Annotated in this window: 23 protein-coding genes and 1 pseudogene; 14 read left to right on the forward strand and 10 right to left on the reverse strand. The window is 69.3% G+C overall.

What is annotated here, in order from left to right; translation table 11 throughout:
* The 5 genes and pseudogenes from Q392_RS33720 to Q392_RS29495 all read left to right on the forward strand — a co-directional run.
* Positions 1-525: pseudogene (locus tag Q392_RS33720) on the forward strand (hypothetical protein); the annotation flags it as partial.
* Between the two features lie 22 nt (positions 526-547).
* Positions 548-913: a hypothetical protein gene (locus tag Q392_RS33265; protein WP_157008431.1), complete on the forward strand. Its 366-nt coding sequence runs from the start codon at positions 548-550 to the stop codon at positions 911-913.
* A gap of 185 nt (positions 914-1,098) precedes the next feature.
* On the forward strand, positions 1,099-1,899 hold the full coding sequence (locus Q392_RS33270; RefSeq protein ID WP_157008433.1) for a polymorphic toxin type 22 domain-containing protein: 801 nt from the start codon (positions 1,099-1,101) through the stop codon (positions 1,897-1,899).
* Positions 1,900-2,346: 447 nt separating this feature from the next.
* On the forward strand, positions 2,347-2,868 hold the full coding sequence (locus Q392_RS33275) for a polymorphic toxin type 22 domain-containing protein (protein ID WP_169748372.1): 522 nt from the start codon (positions 2,347-2,349) through the stop codon (positions 2,866-2,868).
* A 140-nt stretch (positions 2,869-3,008) separates the two neighbouring features.
* Positions 3,009-3,293 (forward strand): hypothetical protein, encoded by a 285-nt coding sequence (locus tag Q392_RS29495; protein WP_038217766.1) that lies wholly within the window; start codon positions 3,009-3,011, stop codon positions 3,291-3,293.
* Positions 3,294-3,342: 49 nt separating this feature from the next.
* Here Q392_RS29495 and ggt read toward each other — a convergent pair whose 3' ends face one another.
* The 8 genes from ggt to purM form a co-directional block, all read right to left on the reverse strand.
* On the reverse strand, positions 3,343-5,154 hold the full coding sequence (gene ggt / locus Q392_RS29500; RefSeq protein WP_038217768.1) for a gamma-glutamyltransferase: 1,812 nt from the start codon (positions 5,152-5,154) through the stop codon (positions 3,343-3,345).
* A gap of 133 nt (positions 5,155-5,287) precedes the next feature.
* Positions 5,288-6,316, reverse strand: a complete 1,029-nt coding sequence (locus Q392_RS29505; protein WP_051954087.1) for a GlxA family transcriptional regulator — start codon at positions 6,314-6,316, stop codon at positions 5,288-5,290.
* A 6-nt stretch (positions 6,317-6,322) separates the two neighbouring features.
* Complete coding sequence (locus Q392_RS29510) at positions 6,323-6,682, reverse strand: antibiotic biosynthesis monooxygenase family protein (protein WP_038217772.1); 360 nt, start codon at positions 6,680-6,682, stop codon at positions 6,323-6,325.
* Between the two features lie 22 nt (positions 6,683-6,704).
* Complete coding sequence (locus Q392_RS29515; RefSeq protein ID WP_038217778.1) at positions 6,705-7,265, reverse strand: isochorismatase family protein; 561 nt, start codon at positions 7,263-7,265, stop codon at positions 6,705-6,707.
* A 101-nt stretch (positions 7,266-7,366) separates the two neighbouring features.
* Positions 7,367-8,416, reverse strand: coding sequence for a DNA methyltransferase (locus Q392_RS29520; RefSeq protein WP_038217783.1), 1,050 nt, complete (start codon positions 8,414-8,416; stop codon positions 7,367-7,369).
* Entirely contained in the window at positions 8,409-9,521 is a 1,113-nt protein-coding gene (locus Q392_RS29525) for a hypothetical protein (RefSeq protein WP_038218109.1), read from the reverse strand. The genes Q392_RS29520 and Q392_RS29525 overlap by 8 nt, the downstream gene beginning before the upstream one ends.
* Before the next feature lie 140 nt (positions 9,522-9,661).
* Complete coding sequence (locus tag Q392_RS29530) at positions 9,662-10,768, reverse strand: AI-2E family transporter (protein ID WP_399680820.1); 1,107 nt, start codon at positions 10,766-10,768, stop codon at positions 9,662-9,664.
* 41 nt (positions 10,769-10,809) lie between these two features.
* Positions 10,810-11,850, reverse strand: a complete 1,041-nt coding sequence (gene purM / locus Q392_RS29535; protein WP_038217791.1) for a phosphoribosylformylglycinamidine cyclo-ligase — start codon at positions 11,848-11,850, stop codon at positions 10,810-10,812.
* Between the two features lie 141 nt (positions 11,851-11,991).
* On the opposite strand from purM, the gene hda reads away from it, so the two are divergent.
* From hda to Q392_RS29565, 6 genes are all read left to right on the forward strand, one after another.
* A complete protein-coding gene (hda, locus tag Q392_RS29540) occupies positions 11,992-12,678 on the forward strand; it encodes a DnaA regulatory inactivator Hda (RefSeq protein WP_038217794.1) in 687 nt (228 codons plus the stop codon).
* A gap of 38 nt (positions 12,679-12,716) precedes the next feature.
* Complete coding sequence (gene pcnB / locus Q392_RS29545; RefSeq protein WP_038217797.1) at positions 12,717-14,318, forward strand: polynucleotide adenylyltransferase PcnB; 1,602 nt, start codon at positions 12,717-12,719, stop codon at positions 14,316-14,318.
* Entirely contained in the window at positions 14,315-14,785 is a 471-nt protein-coding gene (gene folK, locus Q392_RS29550; protein ID WP_038217800.1) for a 2-amino-4-hydroxy-6-hydroxymethyldihydropteridine diphosphokinase, read from the forward strand. Before pcnB ends, folK begins: the two co-directional genes overlap by 4 nt.
* Positions 14,786-14,880: 95 nt before the next feature.
* On the forward strand, positions 14,881-15,525 hold the full coding sequence (locus Q392_RS29555; protein ID WP_038217802.1) for a DUF47 domain-containing protein: 645 nt from the start codon (positions 14,881-14,883) through the stop codon (positions 15,523-15,525).
* Between the two features lie 18 nt (positions 15,526-15,543).
* Positions 15,544-16,554, forward strand: coding sequence for an inorganic phosphate transporter (locus Q392_RS29560; protein WP_038217806.1), 1,011 nt, complete (start codon positions 15,544-15,546; stop codon positions 16,552-16,554).
* A gap of 69 nt (positions 16,555-16,623) precedes the next feature.
* Positions 16,624-17,583, forward strand: coding sequence for a class I SAM-dependent methyltransferase (locus tag Q392_RS29565; protein WP_038217812.1), 960 nt, complete (start codon positions 16,624-16,626; stop codon positions 17,581-17,583).
* On the opposite strand, the gene Q392_RS29570 is transcribed toward Q392_RS29565, so the two are convergent.
* Positions 17,571-19,205, reverse strand: coding sequence for a class I SAM-dependent methyltransferase (locus Q392_RS29570; RefSeq protein ID WP_084217490.1), 1,635 nt, complete (start codon positions 19,203-19,205; stop codon positions 17,571-17,573). The genes Q392_RS29565 and Q392_RS29570 overlap by 13 nt on opposite strands.
* A gap of 125 nt (positions 19,206-19,330) precedes the next feature.
* Between Q392_RS29570 and Q392_RS29575 the strand changes: the two genes are divergently transcribed.
* Entirely contained in the window at positions 19,331-20,725 is a 1,395-nt protein-coding gene (locus Q392_RS29575) for a rhamnan synthesis F family protein (RefSeq protein WP_051954088.1), read from the forward strand.
* A 27-nt stretch (positions 20,726-20,752) separates the two neighbouring features.
* Here Q392_RS29575 and Q392_RS29580 read toward each other — a convergent pair whose 3' ends face one another.
* Complete coding sequence (locus Q392_RS29580) at positions 20,753-21,232, reverse strand: NINE protein (protein WP_051954089.1); 480 nt, start codon at positions 21,230-21,232, stop codon at positions 20,753-20,755.
* Positions 21,233-21,484: 252 nt separating this feature from the next.
* On the opposite strand from Q392_RS29580, the gene rpsP reads away from it, so the two are divergent.
* The gene (rpsP, locus tag Q392_RS29585; RefSeq protein ID WP_038217815.1) at positions 21,485-21,748 is read left to right on the forward strand and encodes a 30S ribosomal protein S16; all 264 of its coding nucleotides are present in this window, start codon (positions 21,485-21,487) and stop codon (positions 21,746-21,748) included.
* A 38-nt stretch (positions 21,749-21,786) separates the two neighbouring features.
* Positions 21,787-22,350, forward strand: coding sequence for a ribosome maturation factor RimM (rimM, locus tag Q392_RS29590; protein WP_038217817.1), 564 nt, complete (start codon positions 21,787-21,789; stop codon positions 22,348-22,350).

The following is a 22,350-nucleotide window of genomic DNA, read 5'->3' on the forward strand; positions in this document are numbered from 1 at the left end:
GTGCTGTACGGAGCGGGCCGCAATCCCAGCAACCCCATCAATCAGGCGCAGGATCAGCAGCAACTCAACACGTTGGGGGCGGTTGGACTGGTGGTTGGGGCGCCGCTCGCGGGCGGTCTCGGCTTGCCTGTCTTGGTGAATGCGGGGGTGACGGCGCAGACGGTCTCATTGACAGGAGGGGTGGCGGGGGTGACGGGCGGGCAATGGCTCGCATCCGCGGGCGGAGGGGCGCTTATTGGTGTAGCAGGCGAGGGCTTGCTGCATCCATCAACTGCAACGCCGGGCAGTGTCTTTTGGGCTGGCTTGGGTGGATCCCTGGGCGGAGCGACCAAGCTCGTTGGTAATGCGTACTTCGGTCTGGCGAATCAGTGGGTTCCAACCACTTGGGGTAATGTAGGCACAGCATTGTTAGGTTCCCAAATCGTAGGACGATCAGTTAATCAGGGCGGATCCGCTGTGACTAATGTGAATGGCGGAACATCTTGGTGGAATACCCCTATCTTCGGGCGCAGCAATCCTCAATAAAACTGGCGATCAGGAGAAGCCAATGAAAAAACCCGCCAGTAATGTGCCAGGAATTCCATTTAATTTTGATTGGATTCCTCTTATGTTGGATCCTGATCTTTGGGAGTTGAATAAATTTGTACCTTTGCGGCGAGTAAAGTTGGTTTCATTTTACGCGCTCTCGATGGCGGTATTTGCAGGAATAATTTGCTTGATAAGTTATATCGGCGTAGGTATTCAAACTAGCTTTACTGCTACATCGACTTGGACTTTTTCGTTGGTTATTTTGGGGTTGGGCTGCTGTTTTGGCGTTATTTACGGGGTAGGAGTTCTTTTCGATTTTAATAAATTTAAACGCCAATATGAGCAAGAAGAGCACCAGAGCACCAAAGTAGATGAGTCCTCTTGAAGCGACATCGACGGCAACGGCGCGCTGCTGTCGGGCCAGCGGGTGAATCTGCAGCTCACCGCCGCTGGGGCCGATCTGAACAACGTCTCGGGCACCATCGCCGGGCGCCAGGCGGTGCAGATCGACGCGCAGGCGGGGTTGAATGCGGCTGCGAACAACGCATCCTGCACCCGAACGATCGCAACATGGCCGCTGCGCTCGCAAGCCGAGGGCCGTACTCCGAGGAGGAAATCCTGGCGGCCATGCGCTGGAGCAATGGGCAGAACAGCAATGGCAGCGTGTCGCCCGCAACGCAGCAGGTTTATGGCATGACCGGCGCATCGCTGGGCAGTAACTCGCCCACCGGCAACTTGGCGGGGGACATGGCCTATGACTCGGGACTGCGCGTGCGACCGCAGGGCGGCAGTTCAACGTCCTTCGGAGAGGTCTTGCCGCCTGCGCCGTCCAGGGAGTTGATGAACTTCATCACGACCAACACGGGTGGGGCAAGCTCGCCATACCAGTTCAATACGGCAGGGATGACGTATGGGCCGAGCCCGACACCGGATCGAGGAAGATGTTCGACTGCTGAGTGTGCCGCTGGATTGGCCGGTTCACAAGGACGAGGGTTGTTGCCAGACTATATGGCCTTCAATCCCGGCGCTCATACTCTCAGCGGCGCGGGGGCTGTCAGCTTATATGACGGATCTGTCTATGCCGGGGGCGGTGTGAGTATTGCCAATGTGAACCCTGGTTTTAGGCCGTCAGGTGGATTTGCGGCAGGTTACATCTTTGGCGTCAATGACGCTCAAGGTGTCAATAATTTTCTCAGTGGATCAGGCTCTCAAGGCGGTATTTCCATCCCTGTATTTGGAAGATTTAATTTGACCTTGGGATTAAATCATTCGTATGGAGGCGCAACCGCTGTTGAGTTTGGCGTAATGCCGCCTAGTGGATTGACTGTGTTTTACAGTCCATGGGGATTTACTTCGCAAATAAATAAATAGAATTAAATCATGACATTTCCTGGCCCGACAAGGGAAGATTATAAAAAAATGAGCAAAAAGCAAAAAATCTTCTATTGGGGATATTATGTTTTTTTGTATAGCATTTTTTTGGGATTAATTATTTATGCTTTGATTTGAATCAATGAGAGCGATGCTCGCGGGTCTTGCAAAACGGCCGCTGCGCTTGCAAACGTAGGGCCGTATTCAGAGCAAGACATTCTGGACGCCATGCGCTGGAGCAACGGGCGCAACGCCAATGGAAGCGTGTCGCCCGCAACGCAGCAGGTCTATGGCATGACCGGCGCATAGCTGGGCAGTAACTCGCCCACCGGCAACTTGGCGGGGGACATGGCCTATGACGCGGGCTTGCGTGTACGGCCGCAGGGCGGCAGCACTGCGTCATCGTCCTTCCAGGAGGTGCTGCCCAATGCGCCGCCGCCAGCGCTCATGAACTTCATCACCACCAATACGAACGGGGCATATCAGTTCAATACGGCGGGGATGACGTATGGGCCACCCCAAATAAACCTTCCGTCAAGCTGTATGAGCCATATGTGTGCAAATGCAAACGCTGGAATAGGGATATCGCAAGGGCGTGGATTGCTGCCTGACTATATGTCGTTAAATCCAGGGTTGCATACTGCTGGAGGAAGCGCGGCAATTAATTTATATGATGGCACGACCTTCGTTGGTGGTGGTGTTAATATTTTCAGTAAAGACCCCAGGTACAAACCTTCTGGCTCCATAAATTATGGATATATTTTTGGCGTAAATGACGCGCAGGGAACTAGTGGTTTTCTCGGCGGACATGGAACGCAGGGTGGTGTGTCAATTCCAGTTTTTGGGCGCTTTAACGCTGTATTGGGGTTCAACCACTCTTATGGGGGAGCGACAGCTTTAGAAATTGGAATATCTCCTCCGGGGCGCTATCTGGATATTACAGTCCTTGGAGTCTCTCTGGTGAAATAAAAAAATAGAATGCGTATGGCAAATCCTCGTGGCCCATCTGATGCCGAGTACAAAAAAAATGACAGAATCGCAAAAGATATTTTATTGGATTTTTGCTGATTCTATTCGGGATTTTTTAATTAATCGGCGCGCAGGCGGGCTTGAATTCGGTGCAGAACATTCTGGACGTGCGCAGCCAGGTCTATGGCATCAATCACAAGCGCGAAGACGCTTCGAACTATTTCGTGATGAGCATCACCTGGGCGCGATTGATCGATGCGCGCTCGAAGGCCGTGATCGCCGAAGCGCGCTGCATTCCGACCAAGACACCACCGACGCAGCCCCTCGACCGGCTTGTGGCGAACAACGCAGAAGGCATCAAGGCCGGCCTGGCGGCGTATGTCGAGCCCTGTATCGAACAGCTCGCGGCCAAGATGAAACTCTGAGGCCGAAGCCCGGCGCCGGCGCCCGGGCTTCGGCCTCCTGGGCCCGCGCTCAGTACCCCAGCGTCCTGCCGTCCGGATTGCGCGGATCGGAGTAGCCGTAGAGCATGCCGTCGCGGATCTGGATGGTCTGCGTGCGGCCCATGCTGGCCTTGACGGCGACGTTGTGGCCGCGCTGCTTGAGCAGCGCCACGGTGTCGGGCGAGAGGCCCTTCTCCACCCGCAGCTCGTCCGGCGTCCACTGGTGATGCACGCGCGGCACCGAGGCGGCCTCGGCCGGGTTCATGCCGAAGTCGATGGTGTTGAGCACGGTCTGCAGCACGGTGGTGATGATGCGCGCGCCGCCGGGGCTGCCCGTCACCAGCACCGGCTTGCCGCCCTGCAGCACCAGCGTGGGCGTCATCGACGACAGCGGGCGCTTGCCGGGCGCGACGGCGTTGGCGTCGCCGCCGATCAGGCCGTAGGCGTTGGCCACGCCGGGCTTGGCCGAGAAGTCGTCCATCTCGTTGTTGAGCATGATGCCGGTGCCCTTGGCGACGATGCCGCTGCCGAAGTTGGTGTTGAGCGTGTAGGTCACCGCCACGGCGTTGCCGGCCTTGTCGACCACCGAGTAGTGCGTGGTCTGGTTGCTCTCGTAGGGCTGCGGCTGGCCGGGCTTGATTTCCTTGGCCGGGCGCGCGCGGTTCGGGTCGATGCCCTGGGCCAGTTGCGCGGCGTACTTCTTCGAGGTGAGGCCGGCCAGCGGGATCTTCACGAAGTCCGGGTCGCCCAGGTACTCGGAGCGGTCGGCGTACGCCAGCTTGCTGGCCTCGGCCATCTGGTGGATGCTGCGCGCGCTGTTGGCGCCCCACTGCGCCAGCGGCGAGCCTTCGAGGATGTTGAGGATCTGCACCAGGTGCGGGCCGCCGGAGGAGGGCGGGGGCATGGTCACGATCTCGTAGCCGCGGTAGGTGCCGCGCACGGGCGCGCGCTCCACCACCTTGTAGGCGCGCAGGTCGTCCAGCGTGATGGCATTGGGATGCGGCGCCATCTCGGCGGCGATGCGGCGGGCGATCTCGCCCTCGTAGAAGACCCTGGCGCCCTGCTGGCCGATCAGCCGCAGCGAGCGCGCCAGGTCCTTTTGCACCAGCAGGTCGCCCTGCTTGAGCGGGGCGCCGTTCTTCCAGAAGACGGCGCGCGTGGCGGGCCACTTGCCCATGTTCTTCTGCTCCTGCTGCAGGATCTTGGCGAGCGTCTCGCTCACCGGGTAGCCCTTCTCGGCCAGCGCCGCGGCGGGCGCGACCACGCGCGACAGCGGCATCGTGCCCCACTGCTTGAGCGCATGCTCCAGGCCCTTGACGGTGCCGGGCACGCCCACCGCGTAGTGCGTGTAGAGCGACTTGCCGTCGATCACGTTGCCCTTCTCGTCGAGGTACATGTCGCGCGAGGCCTTCATCGGCGCCATCTCGCGGAAGTCCAGCGCGACATCTTTGCCGCTGCGGGCGTCGTGGACCATCATGAAGCCGCCGCCGCCGATGTTGCCGGCGTTGGGCAGCGCCACCGCCAGCGCGAAGCCCACCGCCACCGCCGCGTCCACCGCGTTGCCGCCGGCCTTGAGGATGTTCAGGCCGATCTGCGTGGCCAGCTCCTGCTCCGTCGCCACCATCCCGTTGCGCGCCGCCACGGGATGGAACACGTCCATGTCGAAGTCGTAGGCGGCGCTGGCGGCCTGTGCCGCCGCCGTGGTGGCGGGTGCGCCGGCAGAGGCGGACGCTGCCGCCGGGGGCGCGCCGGCCGCCGCCGTGTCGGCCGGCGGCGGCGTGGTGCATGCGGCCAGCGCGGCCAGGGCCAGGGCACTGGCCAGGAGGCTGTGGCGGAATGGCATGAGGGGGATCTCCTTGAATTGGTGTCGTTTGTCGTGTGGCCGTCGGATGCGGCGAGGCAGGCGCGCCGCGCCGGCGGCGTCGGGCAGTGTAGGAGCGCCCCCGGCGCCGGGGCGGCGCTTTTGTCTCAACCGGTTACCGGCGCGGCGCCCCGCCGCCCTGCGCGGCGGAGGAGGGCGAGCCCGGCAGGCCGAACTGCCGCCAAGCGCGCCGCAACTGCGTGTCGGAGCCGAAGCCCGCCGCCTCGGCTGCGTGCGTGACGCTGGTGCCGGCGGCCAGGGCGGCCTGCGCCACCGCCAGCCGCAGCCGCCGCAGCCAGGCCAGCGGCGCGATGCCGGCGTGCTCCACGAACAGGCGCGTGAGGTGGCGCGGCGAGGTGCGGGCCACCTCGGCCATGCGCGGCACGGTCCATACGGCCTGGGGCTGTTCGCTCACCGCGTCCTGCACGCGGTGCAGGGCCGCATGCAGGTGGTTGCGGTGCGCGAGGAAGGGCGAAAGCTCCGGGTCGTGCGGCCCGCGCCGCAGCGGCATCACCATCGTCTGCGCCACCTGCGCGGCCAATGCCTCGCCGCACAGGGCGCCGATGCGGTGCAGCACCAGGTCGATGCCGGTGGTGACGCCGGCGCTGCTGCATACCGGCGGGTCCATGACGAAGACGCGGTTGGCCACCACGTCGCAGCCGGGCGCGGCGGCAGCCAGTTCGTCCAGGTGCTGGTGGTGCGTGGTGGCGCGCCGGCCGGCCAGCAGCCCGGCGTGCGCGGCCAGCACGGCGCCGGCGCAGACGGCGAGCAGTTCCAGCCGGCCGGCGGCCAGCCGCTGGCCGCGCAGCCAGTGCAGCAGGGCGCGCGCGTCGTCGCCCGCCACGTCGATGCGGCGGCCCGGCTGGCCGACGAGGACGATCCAGGCCGGCCGCGCATCCCACTGCACGGGCAGCGGCGCCAGGCCCGCGAGCTGCACCCCGACCGAACTGGGCAGCTGCGGCCGGGGCGCGGCGAACTCGAGGTCGAAGCAGGGCGGCCGTCCCGCCGCGGCGAGCAACTGGTTGGCGATGCGCAGCGCCTCGGCCGGGCCGGCCCAGTCCAGCACCAGGCTGCCGGGCAGCAGGGTGAAGACGACCCGGATGGGCAGCGGCGGGGCCGGGCCGTCGGCGGGCAGGCGGGCCATGCGGCGTCAGCTCTCCTCGGGCGCGGCCGAGCCGTAGGCCCGCTCGACCCGCGCCACGCGCAGCTGGAAGGCCTCGTACCAGCGCGTGCGCCCCTGCTCGCGGGCCAGCGTGTGCTCGGCGTGGCGGCGCCAGGCGGCGATCGCCTCCTCGCTCGCCCAGTACGAGACGGTGATGCCGAAGCCGTCGGCCCCGCGCGCGCTCTCCACCCCGAGGAAGCCGGGCTGCTGCGCGGCCAGCGCGACCATGCGCCCGGCGGTGGCCTCGTAGCCCGCGGCGTCCTCGGCATTGCGCTGCGACGAGAAGATCACGGCGTAGCAGGGCCCGGCGGGCAGCCGGGCGAAGGGGGAGGGCGCATCGGTCGTCAAGCAGGGGCTCCGGGGTGGGTACTCAGGGCGCGCCGCGTTCCAGCGCCTGCGCGGCGGTGCAGACGTGGGCGAAGCGGCCGTGCAGCACGGTGGCGGTGCGCGCGCAGATCTGCGCGGCAGCGAGCGGCTGGCCGTCGGGCTGCGTCATGTCGAAGGTCAGCGTCGCGTCCAGCGCGTAGTCCACCTGCCAGCCCAGGTCGCTGGCGTGGCGCGCGGTGGTCTCGCAGCACTGCTCGGTGCGGATGCCGCTGACGATGATGCGGCCGATGCCGTGGCGGACGAGCCAGACGTCCAGCCCGGTGCCGACCAGCGCGCTGTGGCGGTGCTTGACGAAGGTGTCGGCGGGCGTGAACGGGGCCAGTCCGGCGAGGGGCCGCACGTGGCCGGAGGCTTCGGCGAAGGGGTTGTCGGCCGTCTCGGGGCCATCGACGTGGAAGATCCGCAGGATCGGGACGCCGGCCGCGGCGCAGCCTTCGATCAGCGCGTTCTGCGCCGCCAGGTACGCCGGCACGTCGGCCTCGGTGAAGTAGGGGCGGTGGCGGAAGGACTCCTGGGCGTCGATCACAATCAGACAGGTCTTCACGGAAACTCTCCGAAGCGTTGAAGATGGATGGTGCCTGATTCTTCTGCGCGATGGGCCCCGTGTCCGGCGGCGATCGGACGATCTCCGGTCAGATCAGGACATCATGGGTGCGATTCGTAGTCGATGTCCAGCCGCACCCGCGCGCCGTGCCGGTCGATGCGCTCGGCACGGAAGTAGTGGCGGCCGCGGTACAGGTCCAGCGCCAGCGGCAGCGCGACCGGTTCGCCCCAGCTGCGGATGGCGAAGCCGCGCGCCGCCAGGCTGGCGAGCAGGGCGCCGAGCGCGGCCTCGTCGGCGTCCACGCGGATGTCGGCGTCGGCGGGCGCGGGGCCGGCCGGGTCGTGCAGCCAGCGCGCGAAGCTGCCGAAGAGGGTGAAGCGGTGGCCCTCGGCGCGCAGGGCCTCCAGCAGCGCCGCCGTGGCGGGCAGGTCCACCGCCTCGCGTTCCTTGCGGCAGACCAGCGCGTACTCGTGGCTGCGGTCGGTGCGCGCGTCGAAGGCGTCGAGCGGCCGCGGCGGGCGTTCGTAGACGATCACGCGTTCCTCCTGCAGCACGAACAGGCTGCCCAGGATGCCGGCCAGGTCGAAGGCCAGCGGCAGCATGCGGCCGCCCAGGTGCAGGTTCTCCGCCATGGCGATGCAGAAGGCGCCCTCGGGCAGCCGCTCGCGCACGCGGTGGAACACCGAGCGCAGGCCCGCCAGGTGGGCCGCGTAGCTCTCGCTCGCGTAGAGCTGCCGCGCGGGCGCCGCCTCGGCGGGCCAGGCGCTGCCGAAGTAGGGCACGCTCGTCAGGCACAGGTCGAAGGGCGGCAGGGCCTCGCCGGCCAGCGTGTCGCACGAGGCGGGCAGCACGCGCGGCACGGGCAGGCCCAGGCGTGCGAAGCGTTCGCCGATCAGCGCGATGCGCGCCGCGTCCACCTCGCAGCCCAGGGCCTCGCGGCCTTCCATGCGGGCGGCCAGCAGCGTGGTGCCGGCGCCGGCGAAGGGGTCGAACACCACCTCGCCCGGCCGGCTGAAGTGGCGGATGAAGGGCTGCATCTGCGTCACCCAGCCGATGTCGCGGCCGCCCAGCGGGTCGTGCGTGGCCAGGGCGGGCGGCAGGCGGTGCGACGGCGGCTCGTCGTCCAGCCGCATCCAGCTTCGGCTATCCATGCGGCGCCTCCGGCCGCGCGGTGTCGAGCAGCACCTCGTGCCCCGGGTCCCAGCCGGCGCACAGCTGGCCGTTGGCGAAGTAGACGAGCTTGTAGACGTCGCCGCTGGCATGGCGCTGGTGCATGGCGGCGTAGTCCGACCATTCGAAGACCACTTCCAGGCCCTCGGGCAGGCGCACGCGCAGGTTCTGGAAGTAGTAGCCCTCGGTGAGCGCGAGCGGCGTCCAGCGCCCGCCCAGGCGCGGATCGTCCAGGCAGGCGCGCAGCAGGGGCGCCATGGGCACGCGCGCCGCGGCCAGGTGGCGTGCAGTGGCGTTGTCGCGGTAGCCGCCGGCGAGGCGCGAGAACTCGCGCAGGACCACCGTGCCGGCGCCGCAGCGCGCGGCCCACGCGAGGTAGGCGGCCACGTCGTCGGGGCTGGCGATGCCGCCCTGCTGCACCAGGCAGATCAGCCGCACGGGGAAGCGCCGCGCCAGCGCGCGCGCCACCGACTCGAACACGGGCTGCCGCGCGATCGCCAGGCCGGGGCGAAAGCGCATGATCGCCTGGTTGGCCTCGCCCGCGTGATGGTGGCGCGACAGCTCGATCCAGCTCAGGCCGAAGCGCTGCAGCGCCTCGCCCAGCTCGTCGCCGCGCGCCTGCGCGAAGCCGGCGCCGTTGGAATAGAGCACGCGCTCGTGCACCGGGATGTGCCGCTCGGCGCCGTGCAGCGTGTCCAGCAGCCGCAGCAGCCAGTCGGCGTCGTCGGTGTTCTCCAGTCCCGAGAGCGACCATGACATCGGCACGCCGTGCAGCGCGGCCAGCGCGCGCGCCAGGCCGTCGAAATAGTCCGGCGGCGGCCGCAGCCGCGCCGCCGGCACCAGCGTGCGCTCGGGACGCAGGTTCTCGGAGCAGAAGCCGCAGCGCGCCGAGCAGGGCCGCGCCGAGGCGTAGGGGGTGAAGGTGATCGGCTGCGCCAGCCGCAGTGGGCGGCCGCCGAGGGTCAGCCGGTGCCAGCGCGCGTCGTCGCCGCGGTCCGGTGCGCGGCGGATCGGCGCGCCTACGCGAGGGCGCAGCAGGTGGAGCAGCGCAGCCTCGTCATCCGCCGGGACGGTGGCATCGACCATGTTGCCTCGACGCTCCGAAGGCCGCGGAGCAGGCCATGCGGGAACATCCGCGGAACCGGCTTGGCCGGGCCGCAGGATGTGCCCCCGTGAGGGGGTTGGCGAAGCGGAACGAAGTCCGCGAAGACTGGGGGAGGGCCATGTCACACGAGCTGCGCGGCCTGCAGCTCCTTCTTGAGGTAGGCGTAGAACAGCGGCGCCGCCACCAGCCCGGCCGGTCCGAACAGCGCTTCGGCGGCGAACATCACCGCCAGCAGCTCCCACACCGCGATGTGGGTGCGGCTGCCCACCACCTTGGCGTTGATGACGTACTCGGCCTTGTGGATGAGGATGAGGAAGATCAGGCAGGCCACCGCCGTCAGCGGCGAGACCGACAGGCCGACCAGCGTGATCACCACGTTGCACAGCAGGTTGCCCACGATGGGGATCAGCCCGGCCAGGAAGGTGAGCGTGATCAGCGCCGGCGTGTAGGGCAGGTACAGGTCCCAGAACGGCAGGACGAACAGCAGGAAGACGGCCGTCAGCGCCGTGTTGAAGGTGGCGATCCAGAACTGCGCCGCGACGATCTGCCGGAAGGCCTGCCCGAAGACGGTGATGCGACGGTGCATCTGCGCCGCCAGCGGCAGCCGCAGGGCCGGCGGCCGGGCCACCGCGGCCAGCCCGCCGACGATCAGGCCCACGTAGGCGAACAGCAGGGCCGTCAGCCAGGCGCGGCCGGCCAGCGCCAGCGAACCGGCCTGCGTGCGCAGGTAGTTGGCCACCATGTGCTGCACGTCCGCCGCGGCGGCCGGCAGCGCGCCGGCCAGGTCGGGCGGCAGCTTCTCGCGCAGCTCGAGGATGGTGCGGGCCACGTAGTCCAGCAGTTCACGGTACTGCTGCGGTGCATCGACCACGTACTCGCGCGCCTGCGACACGCCCAGCGCCAGCAGCGCGATGGGCGCGGCCACCACGACCACGATGGTCAGCGCCTGGATGAACGCCTCGATGCGCGCGGGCAGCGCGCGCCCGGCGTCGGCCGGCGAGAAGCGGGCGATCAGCCGGCCCGCCAGCCGCACCACGCCGCGCACGAAGGTGCGGGTGGCCAGGAAGCCCACGCACACCGCCAGCAGCCCCACCAGCAGGTGGTTCATCAGCATGCCCAGCAGGGCGCCGCCCATCAGCACGTAGCTGGCGCCCGCCACCCAGCGCGAAGCCGGCTGCTCGCGGGTCGGCGCCATCGCGGGCAGGGGCGTCGGCGGCGGTGTCTTCATCGTGGGCGGCGGCGCGTGGCGCAGGCTCCCGGCCGGGCAGCTCAGGCGACGACCACGGCCGCGCCGTCGCCGCGCGGGGCGATCACGCCGATCTCGTGCACCGACTCGCCCTCGCCGCGCAGCGTGGCGGCGCAGGCGGCGGCCTCGGCGGCGTCGATCACGATCACCATGCCGATGCCGTTGTTGAAGGTGCGGTTCATCTCGACGTCGTCGATGCCGGCCACTTTCTGCAGCCAGGCGAACAGCTCGCTCGTGGGCCAGCTGCCCTTCTTCAGGTGCGCCGCCGTGCCTTCGGGCAGCACGCGCGGGATGTTCTCCAGCAGCCCGCCGCCCGTGATGTGGGCCAGGGCCTTGACCGGGTGCTTCGCCAGCGCGGCCAGCACCGGCTTGACGTACAGGCGCGTGGGCGCCATCACCGCCTCGCGGAAAGGCTTGCCGTCGAGCGTGGCGGGCAGGTCGGAACCTGCGCGCTCGATCACCTTGCGCACCAGCGAGAAGCCGTTGGAATGCACGCCGTGCGAGGCCAGGCCCAGCACCACGTCGCCGGGCTTCACGCCCTGGCCGGTGAGGATCTTCGACTTCTCGACGGCGCCGACCGCGAAGCCGGCCAGGTCGTACTCGCCCGGCGGGTACATGCCGGGCATCTCGGCCGTCTCGCCGCCGATCAGCGCGCAGCCCGACAGCTCGCAGCCCCTGGCGATGCCGCCGACCACGCGCGCGGCGGTGTCGACGTCGAGCTTGCCGCAGGCGAAGTAGTCGAGGAAGAACAGCGGCTCGGCGCCCTGCACCAGCACGTCGTTCACGCTCATCGCCACCAGGTCGATGCCGACCGTGTCGTGCATGCCCCACTCGAAGGCCAGCTTGAGCTTGGTGCCCACGCCGTCGGTGCCGCTTACCAGCACCGGCTCCTTGTAGCGTTTGGGCACCTCGAACAGCGCGCCGAAGCCGCCGATGCCCGCCAGCACGCCCTCGCGCATCGTCTTCTTCGCCAGCGGCTTGATGCGGTCGACCAGCGCGTCGCCCGCGTCGATGTCGACGCCGGCATCCTTGTAGCTGAGCGGGGAGGGGGCGGGGGAGGTCATGGTGGCGGGAGGCGGCGGCAGGAGGAAGGGGCGCAAGACCGCGCCGGCATGGCAGCAGCAGGCGGCCCGATAGAATTCCCGGTGATTCTAGGGCCCGCTCCGGCGCCGCCCGGTCGTTCTTTCCCCTCGTTCCCACCTGGCATGAAGCAGCTTGCGCTCGACATCGGCTTGCAGACGGGGCCGAGCTTCGCCAGCTTCTTCCCGGGGGCCAACGAGGCCGCCCTGCGCCACCTGCAGCTGTGGGCCGGCGACGGCGCGGGCGCCGCGCTGCATTCGCCCGTGCCCACCTACCTGTGGGGCGAGGGCGGCAGCGGCAAGACGCACCTGCTGGAATCGGCGGCGCAGGCCCTGCGCGAGCAGGGCGCCGCGGTCGGCTGGCTGCGGCCGCAGGTGCTGCAGCCGCCGCCCTTCGACGAGCGCTGGGCCGCCGTGCTGATGGACGACGTGGACCGCTTCAACGCCGAGCAGCAGCACGCCGCCTTCAGCTGGTTCGTGCAGGCGCAGGCGCTGCAGCGCGCCGTGGTGGCGGCCGGCGCGCTGCCCCCGGCCGACCTGCCGCTGCGCGAGGACCTGCGCACCCGCCTGGGCTGGGGCCACGTGTTCCAGCTGCAGGTGCCCAGCGAGGCACAGCGGCGGGCGGTGCTGCGCCAGGCGGCCGATGCGCGCGGCGTGATGCTGCCGGATGAAGTCATCGACTACATGCTGCACCGCTTCAGCCGCGACCTGGGCAGCCTGATGGCGCTGCTGGAGGCGCTGGACGGCTACGCGCTGCGCACCCAGCGGGCGATCACCATCCCGCTGGTGCGCTCGATGCTGGAAGACGAATGAAACCCGGCGCCCCCAGGGGCGCCACGAATGGACCGAATGTGATCAAGAAACTCATCGACAAGCTGCTGGGCAAGCCGGCCTCGGGCGGGCGCGGCAAGTCGCGCTTCGGCAAGCGCGAGGAGGTCGACGCCAGCGTGCACCGCATCGACCCGGACCTGGTGGACGAGCGGGCGAAGAACGTCGTCACCACGCTGCAGCAGGCCGGCTTCGAGGCCTACATCGTCGGCGGCGCCGTGCGCGACCTGCTGCTGGGCCTGAAGCCCAAGGACTTCGACGTCGCCACCAACGCCACGCCGGAGCAGGTCAAGCAGCTGTTCCGCCGCGCCTTCATCATCGGGCGGCGCTTCCGCATCGTGCACGTGGTGTTCGGGCGCGGGCGCGAGCACGAGGTGATCGAGGTCTCCACCTTCCGTGCCTACATGGACGCCAGCGCCGCCGAGTCCGTGGCGGGCAACGAGCGCACCAGCAAGAGCGAGCTGGCGGCCATGAAGCACGCCGTGGACGCCAGCGGGCGCGTGCTGCGCGACAACGTCTGGGGCCCGCAGGAGGAGGACGCCGCGCGGCGCGACTTCAGCATCAACGCCATGTACTACGACCCGGCGCGCCAGATCGTGGTCGACTACCACCACGGCATCCGCGACGCCGGCAAGCGCGTGCTGCGCATGATCGGCGACGCGGCCGTGCGCTACCGCGAGGACCCGGTGCGCGTCATCCGCGCGGTGCGCTTCTCGGCCAAGCTGGCGGCGCTGGGCTTCGAGCTGGAGAAGAAGACCGCCGCGCCGCTGGTCGACTCCGCGAAGCTGCTGGCCGACGTGCCGGCCAGCCGCCTGTTCGACGAGATGCTCAAGCTGCTGCAGACGGGCCACGCGCTGGCCACCGTCGCGCAGCTGCGCAAGCTGGGCCTGGCCACCGGCATCTACCCGCTGCTGGACGTGGTGGTCGAGCGCGCCGACCAGCCCTTCGTGCAGGCCGCGCTGGCCGACACCGACCGCCGGGTGGGCGAGGGCAAGCCGGTGGCCGCCAGCTTCCTTCTGGCCTGTGTGCTGTGGAACGACGTGCGCCAGGGCTGGCAGCAGCGCATGCAGGAGGGGCCGGGCGGCCGCCGCGGCATGGCGCCCTTCCCGGCGCTGCAGGAGGCGATCGACGAGGTGTTCGAGGCCCGCATCGGCGACGTCTCCGGCCGCGGCAAGCTGGGCGCCGACATGCGCGAGATCTGGATGATGCAGCCGCGCTTCGACAAGCGCAGCGGCAGCACACCCTACAGCCTGGTCGAGCAGGCGCGCTTCCGCGCCGCCTTCGACTTCATGCGCCTGCGCGCCGACGTGGGCGAGGTGAGCGAGGCCATCGCCGAATGGTGGCAGGAGTTCAGCACCGCCGACGAACTGCGCCGGCAGGACCTGATGGAGCAGGTGCGCGCCGAGCAGCGCAAGGGCGGCGGCCCGCGCCAGGCCAGCCCGCGCGTGCACCAGCGTGCGCCGCGTGCGGCGGGCGCGACCGAGGAGGCGCAGGACGCCGCCGCAGGCCCGACCCCCGCGGAAGGCGCGGCGGGCGAGGCCACGGCGCCGCGCAAGCGCCGCCGGCGCCGCAAGCCGCGGAGCGGCGCCGATGCCGGCGCCTCCTCCGGCGCCGCGGCCGAGTGACGGCGCTCGCCGCGTCGCGCGCCTACGTGGGCGTCGGCGCCAACCTGGGCGACGCCCGTGCCGCCGTGCAGCAGGCCATGGACGCCCTGGCGGCGCTGCCCGGCACGCTCGAGGCGGCGCGCTCCTCGCTGTGGCGCAGCGCGCCGGTCGAGGCCTCGGGGCCCGACTTCGTCAACGCCGTGGTGGCGCTGGACACGACGCTCGCCCCCCTGGAACTGCTGGCGCAGATGCAGCGCATCGAGTCCGAGGCGGGCCGCGAGCGACCCTACCGCAACGCGCCCCGCACGCTGGACTTGGACCTGCTGCTGCACGGCGACACCCGGCTGGACACGCCGGCCCTCGTCCTGCCGCACCCGCGCATGTTCCAGCGTGCCTTCGTGCTGCGCCCTCTGGCCGAGATCGCGCCGGAGCAGGTGTCCGCGAGCCGGCTCGCAGCTGTCGCCGGCCAGCGCATCGAACGTCTCTGAACCGCCCGGCCGGCCGGCGGAGGCCGGCAAATTACACTCGACGGGTTTGTGGGTGTCATCACCCTGTCGCCAATTCCGTGTAGGGAAACGCCGCCATGCTTGGCAAGCTCCTGCCCCGCGAGGGCAACTTCTTCGAGATGTTCAACCAGCATGCCGAGCGCATCGTCGAGGCGGCCCGCGCCTTCGAGCAGCTGGTGGCCAACTACAGCGACCTGCACCTGCGCGAGCAGTACAACCGCGACGTCGACAACGCCGAGCGCGCCGCCGACCGCGTGACGCACGACGTCAACCGGCTGCTGCACAAGACCTTCATCACCCCGATCGACCGCGAGCAGATCCACAAGCTCATCAACACGATGGACGACGTGGCCGACCTGATGCAGGACTGCGCCGAGACCATGGCGCTGTACGACGTGCGCCACATGACCGAGGAGATCGCGCGCCTGACCACCCTCAGCGTCAAGTGCTGCGACCGGCTGAAGGACGCGGTGAAGTACCTGGGCCGCATCTCCGACCCGGCGGTGGCCGAGGCCACCCTCAAGACCTGCGAGGAGATCGACCGCCTCGAATCGGACGCCGACCGCGTGATGCGCAGCGCCATGAGCAAGCTCTTCCGCGAGGAGCCCGACGTGCGCGAGGTCATCAAGCTCAAGGCCATCTACGAGCTGCTGGAGACCATCACCGACCGCTGCGAGGACGTGGCGAACGTGATCGAGGGCATCATCCTCGAGAATTCCTGAAGCGGACGGGAGCGCACGATGGCTTCGGTCCAGGTCGCCCTGTGGGTGGTGGTGGTGCTGGTCGCGCTGGCCATCGCCTTCGATTTCATGAACGGCTTCCACGACGCGGCGAACTCCATCGCCACCGTCGTGTCCACCGGCGTGCTGCGGCCCGGGCAGGCCGTGGTCTTCGCGGCCTTCTTCAACCTCATCGCCATCTTCGTGTTCCACCTGAGCGTGGCGGCCACGGTGGGCAAGGGCATCGCCCATGCCGACGTGATCGACGTGCACGTGGTCTTCGGCGCGCTGATCGGCGCCATCAGCTGGAACCTGGTCACCTGGTACTACGGCATTCCCAGCAGTTCCTCGCATGCGCTGATCGGCGGCATCGTGGGCGCGGTGATGGCCAAGACCGGCACCGGCGGCCTGGTGGGCGCCGGCATCTGGAAGACGGTGGCCTTCATCTTCGTCTCGCCGCTGCTGGGCTTCTTGCTCGGCTCGGTGATGATGGTCGCGGTGGCGTGGCTGTTCCGCCGCTCCACGCCGTCGCGCGTGGACCGCTGGTTCCGCCGGCTGCAACTGGTCTCCGCCGGCGCCTACAGCCTGGGCCACGGCGGCAACGACGCGCAGAAGACCATCGGCATCATCTGGATGCTGCTGCTGGCCACCGGCCATGCGGCCGCCACCGACAGCGCACCGCCCATGTGGGTGGTGGTGAGCTGCTATGCCGCCATCGCGCTGGGCACCATGTTCGGCGGTTGGCGCATCGTGCGCACCATGGGCCAGAAGATCACCAAGCTCAAGCCGGTGGGCGGCTTCTGCGCCGAGACGGGCGGGGCGCTGACGCTGTTCCTGGCCACCGGGCTGGGCATTCCCGTGTCGACCACGCACACCATCACCGGCGCCATCGTCGGCGTGGGCTCCACGCGGCGCATGAGCGCGGTGCGTTGGGGCGTGGCGGGCAACATCGTGTGGGCGTGGATCTTCACCATCCCGGCGGCGGCCTTCGTGGCGGCGATCGCCTACTGGCTGAGCCTGCAGTTGTTCTGAGCCGCGGGGCTGCGGGCCGCTGGCATACTGCGCCGCAGACTTCCACCCGGCCCGGGCCGGCAGCGGCGCATGATCCATCTTTCACCCACGAGCCCGACGGCCGGCGTCCGCTGCAGCGTCGAGCGGTTTTCCTTCTTCCACCAGACCCTCCACCTGTCGGGCCACGTGGTGCCCGACCGCGGCGACGTGGTGCGGCTGGCGCTGCGCCTGGGTGACGGCCGGGTCTTCGAGATCACGCGGCGCGGCCTGGCCAGCCCCGACCTGACGCGCCGCCACGGCGCGCGCGCCCGGGCCTGCCGTTTCGACGAGCTGCTGAGCGTGGGCGCCGACACCCAGCCGTTGTGGACGGCCGAACTGCTGGTGCACACCGACGACGGCCGCGTGCTGAACGTACCGGTCGGCGTGGGCGACCAGGAAGACCCGTCCGTGGCCCTGATGAACCGCTTCTTCCACCTGCTGTCGGAGCGCCCGCCCGGGCACTTGCTGGAAGTGGGCTCGCGCGCGCGCACGGGGGCGATCTACACCGACCGCCTGCCGCCCGGCTGGCGCTACACCGGGCTGGACGTGATGGAGGGCCCCAATGTCGACGTGGTCGGCGATGCCCACCAGATGAGCCGGCTGCTGCCGCTGCAGGCCTTCGACGCGGCGATGTCGTTCGTGGTCTTCGAGCATCTCCTGATGCCGTGGAAGGTGGCGCTGGAGATGAACCGGGTGCTTCGCCAGGGCGCGCTGGCGCTGGTCATGGCGCCGCAGACCTGGCCGCTGCACGAGGAGCCCTGCGACTACTTCCGCTTCTCGCGCCATGCGTGGAAGGCGCTTTTCAACCGCGCCACCGGCTTCGAGATCCTGGAGGCGGTGCACGGCTGCACGGGCTACGTGGTCGCGCACCATGCGACGATCGCCTCGCACTTCGGGGAGGCCCACACGGTGGCCCTGATGTCCTGCGTGCTGGTGCGCAAGGTGGCCGAGACGACGCTGCAATGGCCGGTCGAGATGGACGAGATCGCCGAGGACGTCTATCCGTTCTGAGGTGGGCGGCGCGCCAGGATCGACAGGGCCGGACCGGCGGCGTGGTCGGGCTGCTCGTGCGCCGGTTCCAGGTGGTCGAAGCCCAGCCGACCCAGCACCTCGAGGAGTTGCGCGCGCTCCATCCACATCGGCTCGGCCGCGGCACTGCCGCAGAAGCGGGCGTCGGTGACCGGTCCGTAGGGTCGCCGGTGCAGACGGATCTCCAGGTCGCGCCAGGCGCGCGCCACCACCCCTGCCACGGGCGCGCGGCGCGGATCGCCTTCGGGCATGGCCGCGTCGTCGATCACGTGGGTCCACAGGTACAGCGTGTCGGTGCGGCCGGCCAGCAGTTCCAGCAGGCGCAGCGGGTCGGCCATGTGGTAGAGCACGCCGCACGCCACGACCAGCGGCCAGCGGCGCGTGTCTGCCTCCAGGAAGGCGTTGAAGTCGCCCAGGAGGAAGCGTGCCCTGTCCAGGTTCAGGATTTCCTTGGCGATCAGGCAGCGCAGGTACGCCGACTTGTTGGCCTCGACGGCCAGCACCGACGCGGCGCCGCCGTCCAGCAGTTGCCGCGTGTGGGCTGCCTCCAGCGGGCCGAGCTCCAGCACGTCGCGGCCGTCGAGGCCGGCCCGACCTCCCAGCCGTTCCAGGAGCCATGCCATGCGCGCGTCGTCATGCAGCGGCACGTCGCCGGCCCGGACGCCGACGGCCGGCGGAAAGCCCGACACCCACTGCCCGGCGAACAGGTCCACGGCTTGCTGGGGTGAGGGCGCCTCCCGCACGTAGCCGGCCGGCACGTCGATGAACCCGCCCGCCGCCGGCGCCGCCGTATGCACGCCGCCGCGCGCGGCCTCCCGGATGGCCTCGCGCGCCAGCTCGCTGCGGTCGGGCGCGGTGGCGGGGGCCGACCGCGAGAGCACCAGCATGAACTCGCAGCCGATGCTCTCGTGGAAGAAGGCCTCGTTCAGCCCGATCAGCCCCAGGGCGCGCAGATCGGCCAGGATCAGCCGCAGGCTCGAAGGGGTGAACACCCACGCATGGCAATCGACGTACGCCTCGTTGCTGGCCACGGCAGCCTGATAGCCCTGGGCGGGGATGCCGGCGAAAGCGATGTGCCCGCCGCCGGCGTCCCCCCATACCTGGACGCCGTCGCGCGTGGCGTTGCCGGCGTAGTGGTCGTAGAGCGCGCCGGGGTCGTGCCGGCGCTGCTCGGCGAGATAGGCGCGCAGCAACTGGCCGGTCGTGCTCACCGGGCGAAGGTAGTCGAAGGTGAAGCGCCGGTCGGGAATCAGCAGGATCAGCCGGCCGTGTTCGCCGAGCGCACGGTCGCAGCGCTGAAGGAAGTGGATCGGGTCCGGCAGATGCTCGAACACGTGGCTGGCCACGATGTAGTCGAAGTGCTGGCCGTCCTCCAGCAACTGGGTGAATTCGCCCCCGTCGTCGATGGCGTCCACCGGCTCGATGCGCGACGTATCGACCCCCATGGCCCCGTACTTCGAGCGCAGTTCGTCGTGGCTGGCGTGGTCCACGACGTAGACGCCATAGCCTTCGGCCTTGGGCAGGATCGGCGCGTAGGACGCACCGATCTCGATGCCCCGCTGCATCTTGGAGACGGTGGCGCGGATGTGGCTTCGGAAGTCCATGGGCTCGCAGCGGATCGGGCGGGGAAGAGGGCGGGACGCGGAGAGTCCGGCGAGGCGCCCAGATACACTATTTGACAAAGGTTAACAGAGAGCTCACGGGCTGGGCTCCGCGAAGAGGAGTCCGCATGCCATCGCTGCTTTCCCGGCTTCGGCTGATGTCGATCCGCCTGGCCTATGTCGGGTACTGCACCGCGACGAAAGTGCGGCAGTGGCCGAGCGTGGCGCTGGACTCGCGCCCGCGCTTCCTCAGCGACGAGACGTCGCGCCCGGCCGCCGGCGGGCTGTACGCGATCGTGGTCAAGTACGCGCGGTTCGGCCTCACGTCCGACTTCATGGCCCTGCTGGATGCCCTGGAGCGCGCGGGCGTCAATGCCATCGTGGTGTGCAACGGCCGCCTGTCGCCAGGCGAGCACGACCGCCTGCTGGAGCGTGCGCACCGGGTGCTGGTGCGGCGCAACGTGGGGCGCGACATGGGGGCCTACCGGGCCGCCAGCCTGCACCTGCATGCCCAGGGCCTGCGGCCGCAGCGCGTGCTGTATTTCAACGACAGCATCTTCTATCTGAAAGGCGAGCGCCTGGACGCGCTGGTGCGCGACCTGTGCGGCGGCGCGTTCGACGTGACCGGCGCCTTCGAGAACCACGAGAAGGCGCACCACCTGGGCTCCTACGCGCTGTCGGTGGGCGGCCGGGTCTTCGGCCACCGCCATGTCCAGCAGTTCTGGCAGCGCTACCGGCCCTACGACCTGCGTCCCCACGCCATCCTGCACGGCGAGGTGGGGTTGTCCGCCTGCCTCAAGCGCTGCGGTTTCACCATCGACGTGGTCTACGGCGCGGAGAAACTCGTGCGGCGCCTGCACGCGCTGGACCTGCGCACGCTGATGTCGATGATCAACGTCATGCGCCCCGCGTTCCGGCTGCAGCCGCTGGACCATCTCGTGGCCCAGTCGATGTCGGCCCTGCGGCTGATCGAGCCGCTGTCGGTTTCCGAGCCCGTCGTCGCCGTGCGTGCGCCCGCGGTGGACGATGCCGCCGCGGCCGCGCCGGATGCGGCGGCCCGCCCGGCGCTGGAGCCTTCCGCCGCGCCGACCCTGGGCAACTACCGCGCGGCCAGGAAGGCGCAACTGGCGCAGCAATGCAAGGCGGCCGACGAGGCGCGGCGCGCGCAGTCCTCGCAGGCGGCCCAGGCAGCGGCCGTCACCCTGGTGGCCGACAACCGGCTCACCGTGGAGATGGCCGAGTCGCTGGCCCGGCAGGCGCTGATCGACAGGCTCATGCTGGAGGTGACGCAGGGCAGCCAGGTGCACCTCGGCTTCGGGCTCTTCCGCACCCTGATGGGCTGCCCGATCGTCAAGCGCGACCTGATCGCACGCGACATCTACCTGGAGCACGACTGCGAAATGCTGATGAGCGACGTGGACGCCGACACCCGCGCCATGGTCGTGCGGGCGCTGATCAACCGCGGCCGGCCGATGTTCGTGCAGGGGCGCAGGCGCTTCCTCCTCGACCACGGCCTGGTCTGAGCGCGCGGCCCGCGCCTGGCTTGCCGCCTACTGCGAGATCTTGCGCCCCTCTTCGATCTGGTGCTCGAAGTAGCGCTGGAAGCTGAACACCAGGCTGGACATCAGCACCGTGGCGCCGAAGAACAGGGCCAGCCCCACCGCGCCGACGGTGAACCAGTTCGTGCGGCCCGGCGCCGCGTCGGCGGGCAGGCCGGGGTTGTGGCGGGCGTTCCACTTCTCGGGCGCCATCAGGCCGTAGATGATGGCCGTCAGCGCGCAGCCGGCGAAGGTGAAGCCGACGAAGGGGATCAGTACCCAGCTCGCCTGGTCGTCCAGCCCGTACATGCGCGCGCGCTCGATGCCGTACAGGCCCAGCGCGGTCGGGATCGGCAGCAGCCAGCCCAGCCAGTCGCCCAGGCCGTGCAGGTAGAAGCGGTGCAGGCCCAGCGGCCCGCCCAGGAAGGCCAGCCAGGCGGCGACTGTCTTGCTGCGCGGCCGGGGCCGCGCAGCGGCGGCGGCGGCCGTCATCGCGGCGCCTCGCCGGTGCCACGGCGCTGGCGGCAGGCAGGAGGAACGGGGGTGGCGGTGGCGGCGACGTGCTCGTCGCGGCGCGGGCGGAAACGCTGCTGCATGAAGTGGGGAAAGGGCGGGCTATAATGGAAGGCTTTCCAGCGTGTCGCTGGCCGGGTGGCCAAGTCGCGTGTCTCAACGCTGGGGAAACATCGGCGCGTTCCGGAAGCCCGTTTTCACCGGGGCGCCACTCCACCCGAAGGATAAATCATGGTCGTGATCCGACTCTCGCGCGGCGGCTCCAAGCATCGCCCGTTCTTCAACATCGTCGTGGCCGACAAGCGCACCCGCCGCGACGGCCGCTTCATCGAGCGCCTGGGTTTCTACAACCCGGCCGCCAAGGGCGGTGAGGAAAGCATCCGCGTCGCCCAGGACCGCCTGAGCTACTGGCAGGGCGTCGGCGCCCAGGCCTCGCCCACCGTCGCGCGCCTGATCAAGCAGGCCGCCGCCGCGGCTCCCCAGGCCGCCGCCTGATTGCGCCCGCCGGCGCCCTGAGCGTCCGAACCCAGGCGATGCTGCCCACGCTCGAAGCCGCCGCCCTGCCGGCGGACGCCATCGAGGTAGGGCGCATCCTCGACGCCTGGGGCGTCAAGGGCTGGTTCAAGGTCCTTCCCCACAGCGCCCAGCCCGAGGCGCTTTTTTCTTCCCGCCGCTGGTTCCTGGTGCCGCCCGGCGCCGGCCAGGACGCACCCACCCAGGCCTTCCGCCTGCCGGTGCGCGAGGCGCGCGAGCACGCCGACAGCATCGTTGCCGCCTCGCCGGAGGTGCCCGACCGCACCGCCGCCGAGGCCCTGCGCGGCGCGCGCGTGTTCGTGCCGCGCTCCAGCTTCCCCACGCCCGCCGAGGACGAGTACTACTGGGTCGACCTGATCGGCCTGCCGGTGGTCAACCGCGAGGGTGTGCCGCTGGGCACGGTGCGCGAGCTGCTGGCCACCGGCCCGCAGACCACGCTGGTGCTCGACGCCGAGCAGGACGGCAAGGCCGTGGAGCGCATGATCCCCTTCGTCTCCGCCTTCGTCGACAAGGTGGACCTCGAAGGCCGCCTCATCACCGTCGACTGGCAACCGGACTACTGA

It is taken from the genome of Xenophilus azovorans DSM 13620 (assembly GCF_000745855.1).
In the GTDB taxonomy this organism is placed as follows: Bacteria; Pseudomonadota; Gammaproteobacteria; order Burkholderiales; family Burkholderiaceae_C; genus Xenophilus; species Xenophilus azovorans.